11 protein-coding genes and 2 pseudogenes are annotated in these 18,129 nt (G+C 48.3%); 7 read left to right on the plus strand and 6 right to left on the minus strand.

Annotated elements, in window-relative coordinates:
• Positions 1–192: 192 nt before the first annotated feature.
• The 5 genes from Q0991_RS14500 (at position 193) to Q0991_RS14520 (ending at position 7,595) form a co-directional block, all read left to right on the plus strand.
• On the plus strand, positions 193–786 hold the full coding sequence (locus Q0991_RS14500) for a pseudouridine synthase (RefSeq protein ID WP_299489484.1): 594 nt from the start codon (positions 193–195) through the stop codon (positions 784–786).
• Between the two features lie 216 nt (positions 787–1,002).
• Entirely contained in the window at positions 1,003–3,147 is a 2,145-nt protein-coding gene (locus Q0991_RS14505; protein WP_299489485.1) for a serine/threonine phosphatase, read from the plus strand.
• Positions 3,148–3,191: 44 nt separating this feature from the next.
• Complete coding sequence (locus Q0991_RS14510) at positions 3,192–4,415, plus strand: FHA domain-containing serine/threonine-protein kinase (protein ID WP_299489486.1); 1,224 nt, start codon at positions 3,192–3,194, stop codon at positions 4,413–4,415.
• 118 nt (positions 4,416–4,533) lie between these two features.
• A complete protein-coding gene (locus Q0991_RS14515; protein ID WP_299489487.1) occupies positions 4,534–5,922 on the plus strand; it encodes a glycoside hydrolase 100 family protein in 1,389 nt (462 codons plus the stop codon).
• 77 nt (positions 5,923–5,999) lie between these two features.
• Complete coding sequence (locus Q0991_RS14520) at positions 6,000–7,595, plus strand: alkaline phosphatase D family protein (RefSeq protein ID WP_299489488.1); 1,596 nt, start codon at positions 6,000–6,002, stop codon at positions 7,593–7,595.
• Positions 7,596–7,708: 113 nt separating this feature from the next.
• On the opposite strand, the gene Q0991_RS14525 is transcribed toward Q0991_RS14520, so the two are convergent.
• The 4 genes from Q0991_RS14525 to Q0991_RS14540 all read right to left on the minus strand — a co-directional run bounded on the left by Q0991_RS14525 (position 7,709) and on the right by Q0991_RS14540 (position 14,106).
• Positions 7,709–8,599, minus strand: a complete 891-nt coding sequence (locus Q0991_RS14525; RefSeq protein ID WP_299489489.1) for a transglutaminase family protein — start codon at positions 8,597–8,599, stop codon at positions 7,709–7,711.
• 5 nt (positions 8,600–8,604) lie between these two features.
• Positions 8,605–9,588 carry an alpha-E domain-containing protein gene (locus Q0991_RS14530; protein WP_299489490.1) on the minus strand — a complete coding sequence of 328 codons (984 nt, stop codon included), beginning with the start codon at positions 9,586–9,588 and terminating at the stop codon, positions 8,605–8,607.
• 1 nt (position 9,589) lies between these two features.
• A complete protein-coding gene (locus Q0991_RS14535) occupies positions 9,590–11,026 on the minus strand; it encodes a circularly permuted type 2 ATP-grasp protein (RefSeq protein ID WP_299489491.1) in 1,437 nt (478 codons plus the stop codon).
• Between the two features lie 269 nt (positions 11,027–11,295).
• The gene (locus tag Q0991_RS14540) at positions 11,296–14,106 is read right to left on the minus strand and encodes a bifunctional diguanylate cyclase/phosphodiesterase (protein ID WP_299489492.1); all 2,811 of its coding nucleotides are present in this window, start codon (positions 14,104–14,106) and stop codon (positions 11,296–11,298) included.
• 337 nt (positions 14,107–14,443) lie between these two features.
• Between Q0991_RS14540 and selD the strand changes: the two genes are divergently transcribed.
• Complete coding sequence (gene selD, locus Q0991_RS14545) at positions 14,444–16,702, plus strand: selenide, water dikinase SelD (RefSeq protein WP_299489493.1); 2,259 nt, start codon at positions 14,444–14,446, stop codon at positions 16,700–16,702.
• A gap of 44 nt (positions 16,703–16,746) precedes the next feature.
• On the opposite strand, the gene Q0991_RS14550 is transcribed toward selD, so the two are convergent.
• Positions 16,747–17,073, minus strand: a complete 327-nt coding sequence (locus tag Q0991_RS14550) for a hypothetical protein (protein WP_299489494.1) — start codon at positions 17,071–17,073, stop codon at positions 16,747–16,749.
• A 239-nt stretch (positions 17,074–17,312) separates the two neighbouring features.
• A pseudogene (locus Q0991_RS14555) lies at positions 17,313–17,495 on the minus strand (IS1 family transposase); the annotation flags it as partial.
• 232 nt (positions 17,496–17,727) lie between these two features.
• Here Q0991_RS14555 and Q0991_RS14560 point away from each other — a divergent pair.
• Positions 17,728–18,129: pseudogene (locus tag Q0991_RS14560) on the plus strand (histidine decarboxylase); the annotation flags it as partial.

The following is an 18,129-nucleotide window of genomic DNA, read 5'->3' on the forward strand; positions in this document are numbered from 1 at the left end:
TTAGCAACTCCCGAAGTTTTGGGATAGGACTATGACCGCAGGGAAGGTTAAACCTTACGAGTCCTCCGGTCAAACCGGAGGCTTAAGAAGGATAGTTATCGTTTCTTGATCTTTAAAAATTGAAAAAGCATTGCTGAAGAGCTTTCCGTCAGCAACTATTAAGCTGTTGTCAATCGATATCTTATAAAGTCAATGGCGTGGGAATATATATTGTTTAATAAGCCCTATGGGGTACTCAGTCAGTTTACTGACCCTCAACAAACGTCACACCCAACCTTAAAAGAATTTATTCCCCTTCCTGACATTTATCCCGTTGGCCGATTGGACCGGGACAGTGAGGGCTTATTGCTACTCACTAGCAATGGGAGATTACAAAATCGCTTGTGCGATCCTCAGTTTGCTCATCCTCGAACCTATTGGGCTCAAGTGGAGCATATCCCAGATGCCGAGGCCCTTCAACACCTCAGGGGAGGCGTCGTAATTCGCGGCTATCGCACTCGTCCAGCACAGGTATCTTTACTATCTTGCCCGCCTCGACTTCCACCTCGGGTTCCCCCCATCCGCTATCGGAAACACATTCCTACGGCTTGGGTAGAGATGGTTCTCCGCGAAGGACGTAACCGTCAAGTCCGACGGATGACAGCTGCGGTCGGGTTCCCCACGTTGCGCTTAGTACGGGTTGCGATAGCACATCTAGCGCTTGATGATTTGCAACCGGGGCAGTGGCGTCATCTTTCTCCAGCAGAAATTCATCAGCTAGCATCTCTGACGAGGTTACCCCTTTAATGCCAGGCTCCCAATCTCGATAACGAGTGTTGTCTATTTCATCTCTCCGACCTGAGGAGAAGGTGCAGTTGTATATTAATGAAGAATATCTAACAGCCAATATCGTTAAGCGGATTAAACAGTAACTTACGTGTTTTAGCGGAGTGCAAACCTTATAAAACTCGCTACCATTGCCATAGCCATTGTCCGCAACCACAGGAATACGGACCTTTTAGGATGATTAAATGTCCCCAGTGCAATTACCACAACATTGATGATCATCGATTTTGTCAACAATGTGGCACATCACTGACTCAAAAAAGCTGCGCAAATTGTGGACATTTTGTGGATTTCGATGCAACCCATTGCCCTCACTGTTCCCATCCAACCGCAACCATTTGGCGGACCATCTTAACCACCCTCGACGTTGGGCCAGCGCAGTCACCCACAGACGGCTATTCCCATTCTCCAGAACGTCCATCCAAAACAATTTCCTCAAAGCCCACCGATACATTTCCTGTAGAGCTGAGTGAAGAGCCTTCAACGGAAGAACTACTTGACACCATTGACAAATTAGTGAATCCTCCCCCAGGAGCGCCAGATCCGGTTGAAGAAGTCGGTCAAGCTGATCCTCAAATTGCCTTACTCCAGACCACAGAAACCAAAGGAAATTTGGCGTCTGCCCCCGCTCCCATCGCCCCTGTTATCCAACGTTTCCTGGTCCAAAATCCACGATATCGTCTGATCGAAGCGACATCTGCCTGTCCCAGCCCACATCCCCTCCAGCCTGGGCACCATGAATTCAATCTTTTAGACACTCAACCCCTCCATGTTTCGCCATTGGCGGTGATGTTAGATCAACTGCAGGGAACAACCCATCCTGCTGATATGGGCAAACCGGGCACCATTACGGATTTTTTAGCAGTCCAATCCCAAACCTTTCCCGTTGTCCTAGAACCTTACTTAGCGTTAAGACAACAGTTTCCCTTGCTGTTGCCCCACATTCACGATGCTTGGCAGTCAGAGCAGCAGTCTGTCATTATGCTCGAGAATCGAATGGGATTACCCACCCTTAAGCAGACGATCATGGGGAACACCATCACCTCAGGGCAAGTTCTGCATTGGTTACAGCAAACCCTCAACTTTGTGATCGCGAGTTCACCTTGGAACAGTTCCCCTAGCGTTCTTCATATCGACAATTTGCGGGTGGACCAAGGTCAAATTTTGTGTCTCCAAAAGTTGATATTTGAGCCCGAGCCAGTCGGTTCTCAAGGGTATACATCTGGTGGGGAGAATTCCCCTACCCAGTCTTCGGTCTGGGACGATTTACGATATGTTTGGTTGGATTTATTACAAGGTCTGGGCGCTGCCCTAGCAACCGAACTACATCCATTGCTCACCCACTTGCAAACGGCAGGGGATGTCACCCCAGAAGAGCTCCAAGTTTACTTGAATGATCAGCATCAGCAGCTAAAGACTGCTGCCGCCGAGGACGTCCAAAAGCCACAGATACTGGACTTAGAGAGTGGGGGAGCTGCACCCACCCTTATTTTGCCGAATAAACTGGTTGATCTGGGATCTGCTGGCCTAACGGATGATGGGCGAGATCGTCATCATAATGAAGACTATTTCGTGATCGAGGAGCAGGTGAATCAATGTATCAGCCCAAACCAGCATCACGTCTCTGGGCGGGGGCTCTATATTCTTTGCGATGGCATGGGTGGACATGCAGGCGGAGAAGTTGCCAGTTCTTTGGCAGCGGAAACCCTAAGGCAGTATTTTCAGAGCCATTGGCAAGATGATTTGCCCGATGCCGAAATTTTGAAAGAAGCCACTTACGCGGCTAACCATGCCTTATTCCAAGTGAATGAGGAAAAAGCGGGTAGTAATCGCATGGGAACAACCTTAGTCATGGCTTTAGTCCAAGACACTCGCATTCATATTGCTCATGTGGGCGATAGCCGTCTATACCGTCTGACCCAACAACAGGGATTGGAACAGATAACCGTGGACCATGAAGTCGGTCAAAGAGAGATCCAGCGAGGGGTTGCCCCTGAAGTCGCTTATGCTCGGCCCGATGCCTATCAGTTAACCCAGGCGCTAGGTCCAAGGGAAAGCGAAGCCCTTGTTCCGGATATCCAATTTTTGACCGTCAATGAAGATACCCTATTTTTGATTTGCTCTGATGGGCTGACTGATAATCAGCTCTTGGAAACCTATTGCGATCAGCATTTGCTACCGATGTTGAACACTCAACTTTCGTTACAACAGGGGGTGACGAACTTAGTTGCCCTGGCCAATGAACATAATGGCCATGACAACATTACGGCGATAGCGATTTTGATGAGAGTCCACCCCCAAGCAGTCTCATCCGCTCAGTGAACTAACTTTTCTACACAAATTTCCGAAATCTTTGAGTTTGCAATGTGGTTACGCTCACCCTTCTCGATCCCCAAAACAAGTTACCGGTCCGTCAGTGGTTATTTACAACGTCTCAGCAAATCAATATTGGGCGGTCTTCTGACAATCACATTGTTTTAAGAGATATTCTCGTTTCTCGGTATCATCTGGAACTTCATCTTATTAAGCCCTGTGAATCATCCTTGACGTGGCAGCTCAATAGTCTGGGGAGTAATGGCACTTTTGTCAATGGCAAGTTGACCCACCAGGCAGAACTGGCCAGCGACGACGTTATTCAATTGGGTTTAACCGGTCCGATTCTGCACTTTCAGTACAAGGTGCCGCATCAAGTTAATTCAAAATCCGTTGGGTCCACCCAATCTCAGAGTCAATTCTGCTCACACACGGGGAATTCCCCAGACAATCTCTTTTGCATCCGCTGCGGTCAACCGCTGCATGTCCTCCAAACCATTGGTCCCTATCGAGTGTTGAAAGTCTTAGGTATGGGAGGGATGGGGACCACGTTTCTTGTGCAGCCCCTGGAGGATTCGAGTGAAACACCTCGGCTACAGGTGCTCAAGGAAATGAATGCGGATATGGAGGCCATTCCAAAAGCTCAGGAATTGTTCAAACGGGAGGCTCGCATGTTGCGATCGCTTCATCATCCTGGAATCCCTCGTTTATATGATTTTTTTACTGAGAATGCGAAGCAGTACCTAGTCATGGAATTGGTTCATGGCCAGGACCTGAACCGACGGGTAAGCCAGCGGGGGCCACTCCCTCCCCTGCAGGCCTTGCGGTGGATGATTCAAACCTGCGGCATCTTGGACTATATCCATCACCATAATCCACCGATTATTCATCGTGACTTAAAACCCGGTAACATTCTGGTGCGGCATAGAGATAATCAGGTTTTTGTGATTGATTTTGGTGCGGTCAAAGAAGTGAGCTTAGTGCCTGGAACCCGCATCGCGGTGGAAGGATATAGTGCCCCTGAGCAAGGTTTGGGACGTCCGACGATTCAGTCCGATCTCTATGGGATTGGAGCGACGCTTCTTTTTTTGATCACCGGCCAAAGTCCCTTACAGTTTTACAAAAATTTGGGTCATGGCTACCGTATTGAACTCGCCAATATTTTTAGTATTCCCTCGCCGATCAAAACGGTTATTGAACGAGTTACCCATCCTCATCCTGATCATCGGTTTCAAAATGCGCAAGAACTTAAGCAAGCGTTGCAAAGCTGTCTCTAGTTAATTTTTGCTCGATTGCTCTCAATCTGAGGAATTCTGTGGGTATCCTGAAGGCGATCGCATGGGAGCAGCCGCTGAACAACAATGTTCCCATCTGAGCTTTGTCTAGGGGAACATCATGGCTGAATTACCGATTATCCAAATGGCCGAAAAACTCCATGAGTCTGCCATTATTTACTACCAAAATCGACCCGTCGGCACCATTGCCGCCCAGGATTCAGAAGCAGATGCCCTTAATTATGATCAATGCTTTGTCAGGGATTTTATCCCCTCTGCCTTCGTATTTTTACTCCAGAAGCGGCACGATATTGTTCGTAACTTTTTGATAGAAACCCTAGCGTTACAGAAGCAAGTCCGGCGAGTGGATTGCTTTGAAGTCCCCTTGGGGCTGATGCCTGCCAGTTTTAAGGTGCAATCCCAAGCAGACAGCCCATATCTCAGTGCTGATTTTGGGGACCATGCTATTGGTCGAGTGACACCGATTGATTCTTGTTTGTGGTGGATGATTCTTCTAAGAGTCTATGTGAAAGCCTCAGGAGATACAGCGTTAGCCACCCAACCTGACTTCCAGGAAGGATTACATTTGATCCTTAAACTTTGTCTCAGTCCTCAATTTGAGATGTCACCAACCCTGTTGGTTCCCGATGCCGCCTGTATGATTGACCGCCGCATGGGCATCGATGGTCACCCATTGGAAATTCAAGCGTTATTCTACGGGGCCTTGCGCTCTGCGCGGGAATTATTGACGCCCACACCGACAGGCGAGGACTGGATTCGCAAAATTAATGATCGTCTGAATGCACTCCTATTTCGAGTTCGTAATTACTATTGGCTAGACCTCGAGAAACTGAATGAGATTCACCGATACAAGGGGGACCAATTTGGGGAGTCGGTTATGAATAAGTTTAATATTTACCCCGATTCCATCCCCTATTGGTTAACGGAATGGATGCCTGACTGGGCTGGATATTTAGCCGGAAATTTAGGTCCGAGCCGGATGGATTTTCGCTTCTTTGCCCTGGGCAATCTTATGGCCGTTATCACTTCTCTCGCTGACTCCACTCAAAGCCAACAAATTATGGATCTGATTGAACTGCAATGGGATGATTTGGTCGGTCGGATGCCAATGAAAATTTGTTTCCCAGCCGTGGAAGGATTGGAGTGGCAAATGACTACGGGATCGGATCCGAAAAACACGCCTTGGTCCTATCACAATGGCGGCAGTTGGCCTGTCTTACTGTGGATGTTAATGGCGGCGGCAATCAAAACCAAACGTCAAAAATTAGGCGAACAAGCTTGGATGATCGCATCCTATCGATTTGAAGAAGACGAATGGCCCGAATATTACGATGGCAAGAATGGTCGTTTGGTGGGGAAATCGTCTCGCAAATATCAGACCTGGACAATTGCGAGCTTTCTATTGGCAACGCTATTCAAAGAGAATCCAGAGCACATTACGCCTTTTATCTTCGAGGAAGAAGATAGTTCAGAAGCCTGTTCGATCTAAGGGGCATCTACAATAGATACTGGGCTAACCTCTAATCCAACGGTTCGCAGCCCACTTTGAACCCGTGAGATGCAACCATGGTTAATCGCAGGCAATTTTTGTTGACGACGGGGGGCGCGATGGGGTGGGTCCTCTGGACTGATCACCAGCAGCAAATACTAGCACAGCCCCGGTTTTCTGCTTATCCCTTTAGTTTGGGGGTCGCTTCCGGTGACCCAGACGCCACCAGTGTTGTGCTGTGGACTCGGATTGCCCCCGATCCCCTGTCTGGACAACCGATGCCTGCTGTCTCAATTCCGGTTCAGTGGAAGATTGCTGTTGATGCCCAGATGGAGCAGGTCGTTCAACAAGGGACGGTCCAGGCCGACCCCAGGTGGGGGCATGCGGTCCATGTTGTGGTGGAGAACTTATCACCGGGGCAATGGTACTGGTACCAATTTCAAGTGGGAGAAACCACCAGTCCCATGGGTCGAACTCGCACCCTGCCTGCCCCTGGAGCGCGGATAGCATCCCTGAAGTTTGCCTATGTCTCTTGCCAAAACTATGAGCATGGCTTTTACACGGCTTATCAGCACCTCGCCCAGGAAGACTTAGACTTAGTGCTGCATCTGGGAGACTACATTTATGAAGGAGATCCCCGGTCTAGCCGTCCCCGACAACATGTCGGTCCCAATCCGGTTGATCTAGCCACCTATCGATGGCGCTATGCCCTATATAAAAGCGATCCACAGCTCCAAGCGGCTCATGCGGCGTTCCCATTTATTTGTATTTGGGATGATCATGAAGTTGAAAATGATTATGCCAAGGACAAATCCCAGGACTTTGCCGACCCAGCCATGTTTCGGCAGCGACGGCAAGCGGCTTATCAAGCCTATTATGAGCATTTACCGTTACGACCGACTGCCCAGCCCCAGGACCAGAATCTACAGCTATACCGACGGTTTGCCTTTGGTGACTTGGCTGAGTTTCACTGCTTGGACACCCGCCAATATCGAGATGACCAAGCCTGTGATCAAAATGGCAAAGGCGGCGGCCAAGTGGTCTTCAACTGTGAAGAACGCCTGGATCCAAAACGATCCTTATTGGGGTTTGAGCAGGAAAGATGGCTTTTGCAAGGTTTAGCAGACGCCTCCACGAAATGGACCGTCATCGCTCAGCAAATGTTGATGGCAGAACTCAAACAAGGTGTGAAATCCTGGGTCGGTCATTGGTCAGATGGATGGGATGGATATGCTGCGACGCGCGATCGCATTTTTGAAGGCATTGCGCAGTATCAACCCGCTAACCCCGTCGTGATCGGGGGAGACATTCATTCCTTTTGGGTAACGGATTTGAAAGCAGATTTTCAAGATCCCCAATCGCCGGTCTTAGCCACCGAATTTGTCGGCACCTCAATCAGCTCAGGCGGTCCCAATCCAGATTTGTTTACGCTAGCGTTGAAAAGCAATCCCCACATTAAGTTCTTTGAGAGCCGATATCGAGGGTATGTGGTTTGTAAGGTGACTCCCGATCGGTGGATTGCCCATTTCCGAGTGGTGGATCAGGTGGAGGAACCGGGGGCACCCCTACGCACGCTAGCCTCTTTTCAAATCGAGAATGGGCAACCGGGGGCTCAACGGGCTGATGGTGAAAACCAACTCCCCCTGGATCAACAGCCAGCAGATGAGGGTTGATCCGCCCGCTTGAAAGCAGTCAGCAATTTTTGGGCATTGTTATCCAAGCGGTTGCCCGTTTGTTTACCTGGTATCCTGACGAAAGCGAGGGAGGATCGTAGAATTTTTGGACACTAGTGATTATGGATCGCAGTGCTCCTCTTTTCCGCCAATGGATGTCTTGTCGCTGAGCTATGAACAGAGACCGTATGGGTGGGAATAGGACTACTTATTCCCCCTCGTAGGCTGCCTAAGATGGGTTGGGTCTGTTGGGGCCAGGCACTGGCGACTGCAGCAACATGGCGATCACAGACCACTAAACCCATCGTCGGATCATATCCTCGCCAGCCCGCACCGGGTAAATAGACTTCAGCCCAGGCATGTAGCGTTTGCGCTTGACTCGGATCGCCCGCTTCATACCCACTAACAAAGCGCGTGGCTAACCCCATGCCTCGGCAAGCGGCCATAAAAAGCCAAACAAAGTCCCGGCAGGTGCCCTGTTTTTGTTGCCAAGTCAGCCAAGGGGGTTGAGGGTGGCCCCGTTCACGGGCTTGATATTGACAGGTTTGATTAATACGTAAATTCAGTTGAGTGAGGAAGTCAATGATATTGCTATCTACTGCGATCGCAAGCTCTTGCGCGAGCTGGGTGGCAACAGCATCCAGATCAGAGTTGAGGTATGGATACAGGATGGTCTTGAGGGAATTGGGGTAGTCAATGGGGAAGTGGGTGGCCCAGGGTTCCAGCAAAAACTGGAAGGGGTTGGTGCATGTTGTCACCACTTGGGAGGTGGCAGTAACTTCAAGGGTAGCCAACGGTGTTTCAGACCACCAGCAACGAGCCACATTATTCCCTTCTGCATCTAGCTTGTGCGTTAGCCCCACTGGCTCTGGGCTAATTTGTAGATGAAAGCCACGGACCTGCTGCTCTTCTGTGCTGCGAGGACGCAGTCGCAAAAGGTGAGGACCAAGCGTTACAGCTTGAGCATAGGTGTAAGTAGTGGAATGAACGATGGTGAAATCCACAGGGATTATAATTGAGATTGGCGTTGAGCATCAGCGTGAACCGGACCGAGATCCAAAAAGGTTTTAAAGATCTCCTGATCAACTTGATTCATTTGCTTCTGTAAGCGATCTAGGAATTGATGCATGCCTCCCTCAATGATGTCTTCAACGGTAAGATACTCCAATTCTGACCGTAAGCGGCCAATAGACCGTTCTGCAGGATTATGCCAGGTGCCGATGGGGCTACCCGAGATGAGATGGAGAGAGCGCTCAACTTGGATCAGACAGAACCGGATCGATCGGGGAAATTCCGCATCTAGAATCAGGAAATCAGCCACCTCTGCTGGGGTGATTAAATGCCGCCTACTACGCTTTCGATACATCTCATAAGCGCTTGTAGACTTTAATAATGCGATCCACCCCAATTCATCAATGGGGGTGCCGACATCTTCAACGGAAGGAAGCAGAATAAAGTATTTGACATCAAGAATGCGGGAGGTCTTGTCGGCCCGTTCTAACAGGCGACCCATTTGACCAAAATGCCAACCTTCATTGTGGGTGATGGTGGCATCCATCACCCCTGCAAACAGATGACTGGCCTTGCGGACTTCCTCCAGAAATTGGTTAAGATCGGCTAGGGCCAAGTCCTCAGCAGTGTTAGAGACGAGTAAATAAAAGGCGTTGACCTGTTGCCACATTTCAGTGGAAATCACTTCTCGAACCGATCGAGCATTCTCCCTGGCTCGCTGTAAGCAAGAGATTAATGAATTGGGATATTGGCGATCAAAGGTGAGAAACTGAATAACATTCTCAGCCGTCGCGTCACCGTAGTGCTGCTCAAAGAAGGCTTTGTCTCCCGTTGTTGCAACTAGGGGTTGCCACTGCTGCTGAACACGAGTCGGGAGGTCCAAAATTAAGTTGAGATTGACCTCTAAAAACCGAGCAACATTTTCAGCTCGCTCAATATAGCGATTGAGCCAATAGATTGAATCTGCGACACGACTCAGCATTTTATTCCTGACATAACACCCATGTATCTTTACTTCCTCCCCCCTGCGACGAATTTACGACGAGAGAGCCCTTCTTCAAGGCGACTCTGGTCAATCCGCCAGGATGGACGTAAATGTCCTGACCGTAGAGAATATAGGGACGCAAATCGACATGGCACCCAGAGAATTCATCCCCCAATATCGTAGGGACTCGAGAGAGGCAAAGGGTGGGTTGAGCAATGTAGTTGCGGGGATTGGCACGAATGCGTTGGGCAAACTCCTGACGGTCTGCCTCGGTGGACTGGGGACCGACTAACATGCCATATCCCCCAGATTCATTAGCGGATTTGACGACCAGTTGTTCCAAGTTAGCTAAGACATGCTGTAGCTGCTGATCCTCCCAGCACAAGTAGGTGGGCACGTTGGCCAAAATGGGATCTTCGCCTAGGTAATATTTGATCATGTCAGGGACATAGGCATAGATGACTTTATCGTCAGCGACACCTGTACCGGGGGCATTTGCGATCGCAACTCGTCCAGCCCGATAAACGTCCATCAAGCCAGGAATCCCTAATTGAGACTCAGGCCGAAAAGCCATCGGATCCATAAAATCGTCATCTAGGCGGCGATAGACCACATCTACCTGTTGTAACCCTTTCGTAGTTTTCATTTGTAGATAGCCATCTACCACCACTAGATCGCGACCTTCCACCAGCTTAATTCCCATTTGCTGCGCCAGATAGGAATGCTCAAAATACGCAGAATTATAAATGCCAGGAGTGAGGACAACCACAGTGGGGCGACTAATGTTGCCAGGCGCCAAGTGCATGAGGGTTGCCAATAAATGGCTGGGATATTCATCCACAGGTTGGATGGGAATTTCCTTAAAAATTTGGGGAAACGTACTTTTCATTACCTGCCGATTTTCCAGCACGTAGGAAATCCCCGATGGACAGCGGAGGTTATCTTCGAGGACATACCACTGACCGTCCCGGTCTCGTACCAAATCAGTGCCTGTAATGTGGCACCAGACCCCTTTGGCGGGATTTAAGCCCAAACAGGGCGATAAATATCCTGTAGCAGAGCGAATCAGCTCTGCAGGGATAACCTGGTCTTTAAGAATTTTTTGGTCGTGGTAAATATCCCCAATAAATAAGTTCAATGCATGAATGCGTTGTTTAAGGCCCTGTTCCAGATACTGCCAGTCTTGTGCAGAAATAACCCGAGGAATGACATCAAAGGGAAAAATTCGCTCACTGCCTTCCGTTTCTCCATAGACATTAAAGGTTGCCCCTAATTTACACAAGGCCTCCTGGGCAGCCCGTTGCCGTTGAAGCAACTCTCCCTCGGGCAAACCATGAATCTTGTCCACTAAAATTTGACCCTGAGGGCGAGGGTGATGCTGGCTCAGAAAGAGCTCATCGTAGAATTGCTCTGGATCATAGGTATCGAATCGCACGGCTCCCCCACTAACAGTGAAAAGCTTTAGGGTATCTTACTGGCAACTTGATATCCCCAAACTGTATGTTCAGATACTGAAGCGCGCAGGAAATAACCAGAGCACCTAAAAAAAACTGGCAAGGGCAATATTATTGTCTACTCAGCAATCACACCAAGTGCTATGCAGAAAGACAGAAGATCAGTCTACTCAGGGGGATGGCCTCCCTTTTGGCTTCCATTAATGTCAAGAGCATCATGCCTGGATTGTCTAGTCTGTAAATAGATGACTTAGTGGAATACCAATGGCTGGGGCTTCCCAAGGGCATAGCCTTGTAAGTAGTCCACCCCGATTGCTTCTAAGGCAACAATTGTGTCGCCATTCTCAACAAACTCTGCAATCGTTTTAATGCCCATTGTCCGGCAAATTTGGTTAATAGCGGATACCATAACTTGGTGGGTTGAATCCTTGACAATATCTTTGACCAAACTGCCATCAATTTTCAGATAATCAACGGGAAAGCGCTTGAGATAGGAGAATGAAGAGAAGCCACTGCCAAAATCATCCAAAGCAAACTGGCAACCCAATTCTTTCATCTTCTCAATAAATTTGATTGCTTGCTTAAAGTTACTGATGGCAACCGTTTCAGTAATTTCGAAACAAATTTTCTGCGCCTCCAACTGAGTCTGTTCAAGTTGCTCCTGCACAAACACTAGAAGCGCGTCATCATTCAGAGAACTTCCCGATAAGTTGATAGCAATATGAGTGTTGTCTTGGTGCTGAAAATGCTTCCCATACTTATACAACACATTCTTGATCACCCACTTATCGATTTCTAGCATCAATCCATAACGTTCTGCAGCAGGGATAAAACTACCCGGAGACAGTATTTTGCCTTGCGAATCTTGCAGTCGTAGGAGGATTTCATAGCAAGTGGGAATATTAGCTTCTATATCGAGAGGCACAATGGGTTGATAAAAGAGGCGAAAACGATTTTCTTCTAGGGCTTGGCGAATCGTTGATACCTGCATTAACTTGCAGTGGTGTTCGGCAACGTCTTGAGCCTTGGCATGATAAAAATGCACTCGGTTCCGTCCCATATTTTTGGCGGAGTAACAGGCAACATCCGCTTTCGCAAACAGTTTTGCTAGGTCAGTGGTATTAGATGTAATGGGCACAACGCCAATACTGACCCCAATTTTGAAGAGTTGCCCTTCCCACACAAACCGAAAACGAGAAATCTCTGAAACGATCTTCTCCGTCACAATACGGGCATTTTCTAAGGAGCAATTTTCCAGAAATAGACCAAACTCGTCCCCACCAAGGCGACTTAAAATATCTGTTTGACGGATATTGGATTGTAATACATCCGCAACCTGCTCTAGAAGCACATCTCCTGCTAAATGCCCCACGGTATCATTAACAATTTTGAATTGGTCAAGGTCAAGAAAGCAGAGGGCATGATCAGCCGGAATAGATTGAATTTGGTCCAAGACATAGCTAAGCCGATTCTCAAACTCATTGCGATTGACCAACCCAGTGAGCGCGTCATGGGTAGCCTGATACCTTAACTGTTTGGATAAAATTTGTGCCTCGGTAATGTCCCGGCCAATCCCGCGGTATCCGCAGAAAAATCCTTGGGGACTAAAGACGGGTTTACCCATACTGCGAAGAATGCGGGTCGTCCCATCCGCATGCTCACATTCAAATTCAATATCGAACGCTTCTAGCGATTCTAAGAGAACGTTGAGTTGCTTGCGGTCAACTGTTTTTGAGGTCGAATAAAAGTCCAAACAAGAGCGACCCAACCACTCCGATATCGGAAAACCAGTCAGGGACGCATGTTGTTCGGAAAGATAGGTGAACCGTAGGTCTGCGTTTGTTTCCCAGAACAGATCTGCCCCTATCGCAGCAAAGTCTTGAAATCTTTGTTGGCTTTCTCGCAACGCATCTTCAGTCTCTTTCAGGCGTGTGATGTCTCGAGAAGAAATGGCTGCACCGATAATCGTGCCTTGTTGATCTCGATAAGGGACATATTCGATATCAAAATAGCAGGTCTGATCGAGGGTGGGGAACCAATCTTGCTGACGAATTTTCTCCCCAGTGAAGCAACGGTCTAAGGTGGGTTTCATGGTTTCAGCAAAAAAGCGTTGACCATGGATGTCAGCGATGTGCTGCCCAGCAATATCTTGGGTCAGTTTGTTGAATTTATTTGAATACTGAGAATTTGCGGCTAAATATATGTAGTTTGTATCTACCAGGGCCATATAACTGCTGGCAGAGTTAAAAATTGATTCATATTGCCGAAGTCGTTCTTCAGTTTGCTTTTGCTGGGTGATGTTGGTTTGGATACCAACGAAATATTCAACCTCACCTTTCGCATTGGTTAAGGGCCTAATCCGCAGTAAATTCCAGAAGGACTCCCCTGTTTTCAGATAGTTAAGGATTTCTCCTTCAAAGGGTTGCTGGGCATGAAGCGCTTGGCGAATCTGAAGGATGGTATCTGGATTTGTCTTGGAGCCTTGTAGAAATCGACTGTTTTGACCGATAACCTCATCTGGTTGATATCCCGTGAATCGATAAAACCCCTCACTGGCATAGATGATGGGAAATTCAGGGGCAGTTGCATCGGCAATAAGAATCCCATCATTGGCTGCTTCCGCCGCTAACGACCGCACTAACAAAGTGGAATGTTGTAAATCCTGATCCAGCAAGATCGGTTGAACCTTCAGGCATAGACTGTGGTGTCGGGGAGTGAGACCACGAACCGGGAGGGCCGTGTACAAGCATAGCCTTTGTCCATAAAGGGTTTGATGGTTAATTTCAAAGTGGAAGATTTCAAGCTCGCCTTTGAATAATTTCTGGAATTGGATTGAGAATTGATTTAAGTGCTTAAGGTGTGGATTTGTTTGATAGTGACAACCCATCAGATCATGGTGGGGGATGTTGATGAGATCACAGAAGGTTTGGTTGGCTTGTTGGATTTGACCATTCGGTGCAATGATTCCTATCCCTAAATCACTTACCGCTGGCTGAGCTGCTTCGGAATCAAATGTGCAGGGGTTGGATAGTGAGGTAGAAAGGGTAGGAGAGGTGGTCATATTCAGGTTAAGTCTTGCCTTAGTCCAAGCTCAGATAGCAGAATGTCCCTTGGGTTGGAAACGACACAGCGTGATTGTTGCGAGTAGAAAATAAGGTTCCCCAAGATATTACCTATTGTCGGCACTATTTTTATTCCTGCCATTCGAAAAAATACTGAATATTGATTCTACAGGTTGAATTGCACCAGCTTATCCATCTCTGAGGCTTTCTCCCTCCTGCATCCACTCAAGAACTGTTGCCAGCACAAGTATGTTTAAAGCATTTTCAGGTGCGTCTCAGGTTGGTTGAGGATAGAAAGAGTACCATCAACACTATTGCTCAATATATAAATCGTTTGTGAAGAGTCCAGAGCCGATTGTTCAAGAGTTAGTGCTGATTGGGGGAGGGCATAGCCATGCGATCGCACTCCGCAACTTTGCCATGCAGCCCTTGCCCAATGTCCGCATCACCCTGATCAGTGAACAGTCCAATACCCCTTATTCTGGAATGTTACCGGGACATGTGGCCGGTCACTACACCTATGAAGACTGTCATATTGATTTGCGCCGGTTGGCAACAGCGGCCCAAGCCCAACTCTATGTGGATCGGGCAACAGGTCTGGATTTAGACCGGAATCAAGTGCGCTGCGCAGGTCATCCTCCTGTCCGTTTTGATGTGTTGTCGATTGATATTGGCAGTACACCGGAACTGCCAGAGATTCCTGGCGTGTTGGACTATAGCGTCCCGGTGAAACCCTGGCGATTTTTCTTACAGCAGTGGCAGCAGGTAATTGAGCGGGTGACGCAGCATCCTGAACAACCGATTCGCATCGGCGTGGTGGGGGGCGGAGCGGGTGGGGTAGAGCTGGTGCTCACGATTCAGCATAAACTCCAGCAAATCTTGCAAATGGCAGGACAGCCCTTGTCGAACCTAACGCTGCACCTATTTCACCGAGGGGCGCGGGTGATGACGGGGCACAATGCGCGAATTCGAGATCGCTTTCAACAAATCCTCACTGAAAAAGAAATCAATTTACACCTAAAAGAAACCGTATTGCAGGTGCAAAAAGGCAACATTCTGTGTGAGTCTGGATTACAAGTTGAGTGTGATACGATTTTTTGGGTAACGAGAGCCTCCGCCCCGTTATGGCCCCACCAATCCGGTCTCGCCACCGATAAGCGAGGATTTATTCAGGTCGGTCCGACGTTGCAGTCCCTGTCTCATTCTCACATTTTTGCGGCAGGGGATATTGCGGCAATGGTGGCCTCCCCCCGCCCCAAGGCTGGGGTATTTGCGGTCCGGCAGGGCAAGCCTTTGGCAGAAAATTTGCGGCGATTCTTACAAGGTGAATCGCTACAAACCTATCACCCCCAATCAAAGTTTCTGAGCCTGATTAGTACGGGCGATCGCAAAGCGATTATGTCTTGGGGAGGATTACCGCTGGGGAATGAATCCGCTTGGTTATGGCGGTGGAAAGATGCCATCGATCGCAAGTTTATGGACCAGTTTCGCAAATTACCAATGATGGGGGTTGATTCGGAACCCTTATCGGACGCTTCACCTCCCATGCAATGTGCAGGCTGCGGGTCCAAGGTAGGAAGTTCTGTTCTAGACCAAACCTTATCCCGCCTGCGCCAAGCGTATCCTCCCCGGCGACAGGATATTTTGGTGGGATTAGGGGGAGTCGATGATGCAGCAGTGGTCGATGTGCCGAACCATCAGGTGATGGTTCATACCCTGGATTACTTTCGTAGCCTCATCAATGACCCCTTTATTTTTGGTCAAATCGCTGCCCACCATAGCCTCAGCGATCTGTTTGCCATGGGGGCAACGCCGCAGTCTGCCTTGGCAATGGCAACGTTGCCCTATGGGACGGATCAAGTCCTAACAGAAACCCTCTATCACCTGCTTGCAGGGGCCACAAAAGTCTTGCAGCAAGCTGGGGCTGAGCTAGTCGGGGGACACACGACAGAGGGCGCAGAGCTGGCGTTTGGTCTCGCCTGTAATGGGTTAGTGGATCGCGATCGCATCCTGCTAAAGCAAGGCATTCAACCGGATCAGGCCCTCATTCTGACCAAGCCGTTAGGCACAGGAGTGATCTTTGCCGCGGCCATGCGCCAGCAGGCACGGAATGTTTGGATTGATGCGGCCCTGCAGTCTATGTTGCAATCGAACCAAGCGGCTGCCCAATGTTTTTTAGCGCATCAAGCGACTGCCTGTACGGATATCACTGGGTTTGGACTGGTCGGACATCTATCAGAGATGCTGCGATCTTCCCCCATTCAGGTCCAGTTAGACCTGGCTACAGTCCCCATTATGGCAGGAGTACCTGAACTGCTGAGCCAAAATATCCACAGCTCTTTATACCCCCAAAACTTAAAAGCTGAGAATTGGGTTGTCAACTCATCTCAGGTCCAAGCCCATCCCCTATGGCCCCTGCTATTTGACCCCCAAACCTCGGGAGGATTATTATCAGCAGTCCCACGAGAACGCTCGGCAAAGTGTCTCGAAGAGTTAAAGAATATGGGATATAAGCAGAGTTCAATCATTGGACACGCTATATCTCATCATCCCCAAACATCAAAGGCTCAGCAGCAGCCCATTGTGATTGCATAGCAAATCGGCTTCTATCCGACAGAGACCACCTTGCTAACGCCATTTTAGGTGTTTTTTAGCAATTTTTTAGCAGAAGAGGCCCACAATTTAGAATTGAGCTGATCCGATACACCATCACCCGTCAGCGGTAATAGTCCAGCTTCTTTCTTCGTCTCTTCCAAAGCCAAAAACATCATGACCAGCTTCTCCTGAGTCTTTTGGATGTTCTCTAGCCATTCCTCCTGTTGTCTGGTGAGTGATGTAATTTTGCTTTTGGCTTCATTCAGAACCTGTCGCTCAACTCGTTCCGTGAGAATGATCTGCCGAAGCAAAAAAATGATTGCCACTATTGCTACTAGCAAAGCAGGAAATATCCAATTATGTGCAGTCATAATACCCTTCCTTTTTTACGGGTAATATTTACGCCTATTACTGGCGTACCACTTTATGAAATCACCTGTAAAGAGTCTCGGGGTAAACCGTGTGCTTCAGAGCGTAAAGAAGGTGCTCTTGGATTTCACACAAGTTCTTTCTAGATCCATCTAAAAACCCTTCTTCTTATTGCTTACAGCGAATCAAGCAAATGACTGTCTATTTTTTTTGCGAACCTCAATATTCTGAACTGGTGAGCCTAGTCCAGTAAGGATACATAGTAGTAGTGGACAAACATCCGAATCGCTCCGATATGATTTTCCAGCCTTTTCGAAAACGACAGTGTCTTGCGAACTAAACGAGACACTCGCTGACGCATCGTGCAGTTGAAACGTTCAATATAGGAGGTTTGGCCTGTTTCCTTGCCCACCGCTGGATGTCGCACAGCACATTGACGATACACTCCTGATAATTTCCTTCAAGGCATAGATAATTTCAGCACTCCGTTATCTTTGAAATCTCAACTATATCTGGTACCAGATCCAATCAAGAGTCGGAAGGCTATATTTGGTGTATATCTCTCTCAGATATTGAGTTCAGGATCTAACGCATGATGCCAATCAGTAATAGGACAGATCCTTGGCTCTGTGACGATAGTTGGATGAACTACATCTATGAGATCGCAATGGCTCTCCAAATATTCATTATCCGCAACTGATCAAGAACGATTAGAGCAGTTCTTTTGCGAAATTCAGGAAGAATCAAAGCTATTTTTGGGGTATCCCTGTAATGGCATCTTTGATTACTCTCTGCTCTACAAATTTCTGCAATATCCCCTCAACAACGTCGGTGATCCCTTCCTCGCCAGTAATTATCATCTCAACACTCATGCCTTTGAGTGTGAGCTGTTAGAAATCTTTCAAGAACTGACTCAAGCTCCACCGGGAAGCACCTGGGGGTATATCACCAATGGCGGCACAGAAGGCAACCACTATGGTCTATTTTTGGCTCGGGAGTTAATGCCGGGGGGAATCGTTTACTATTCCCAGGATGCCCATTACTCCATCGACAAAATT

The organism is Acaryochloris sp. IP29b_bin.137 (assembly GCF_028285745.1).
Lineage (GTDB): Bacteria > Cyanobacteriota > Cyanobacteriia > Thermosynechococcales > Thermosynechococcaceae > Acaryochloris.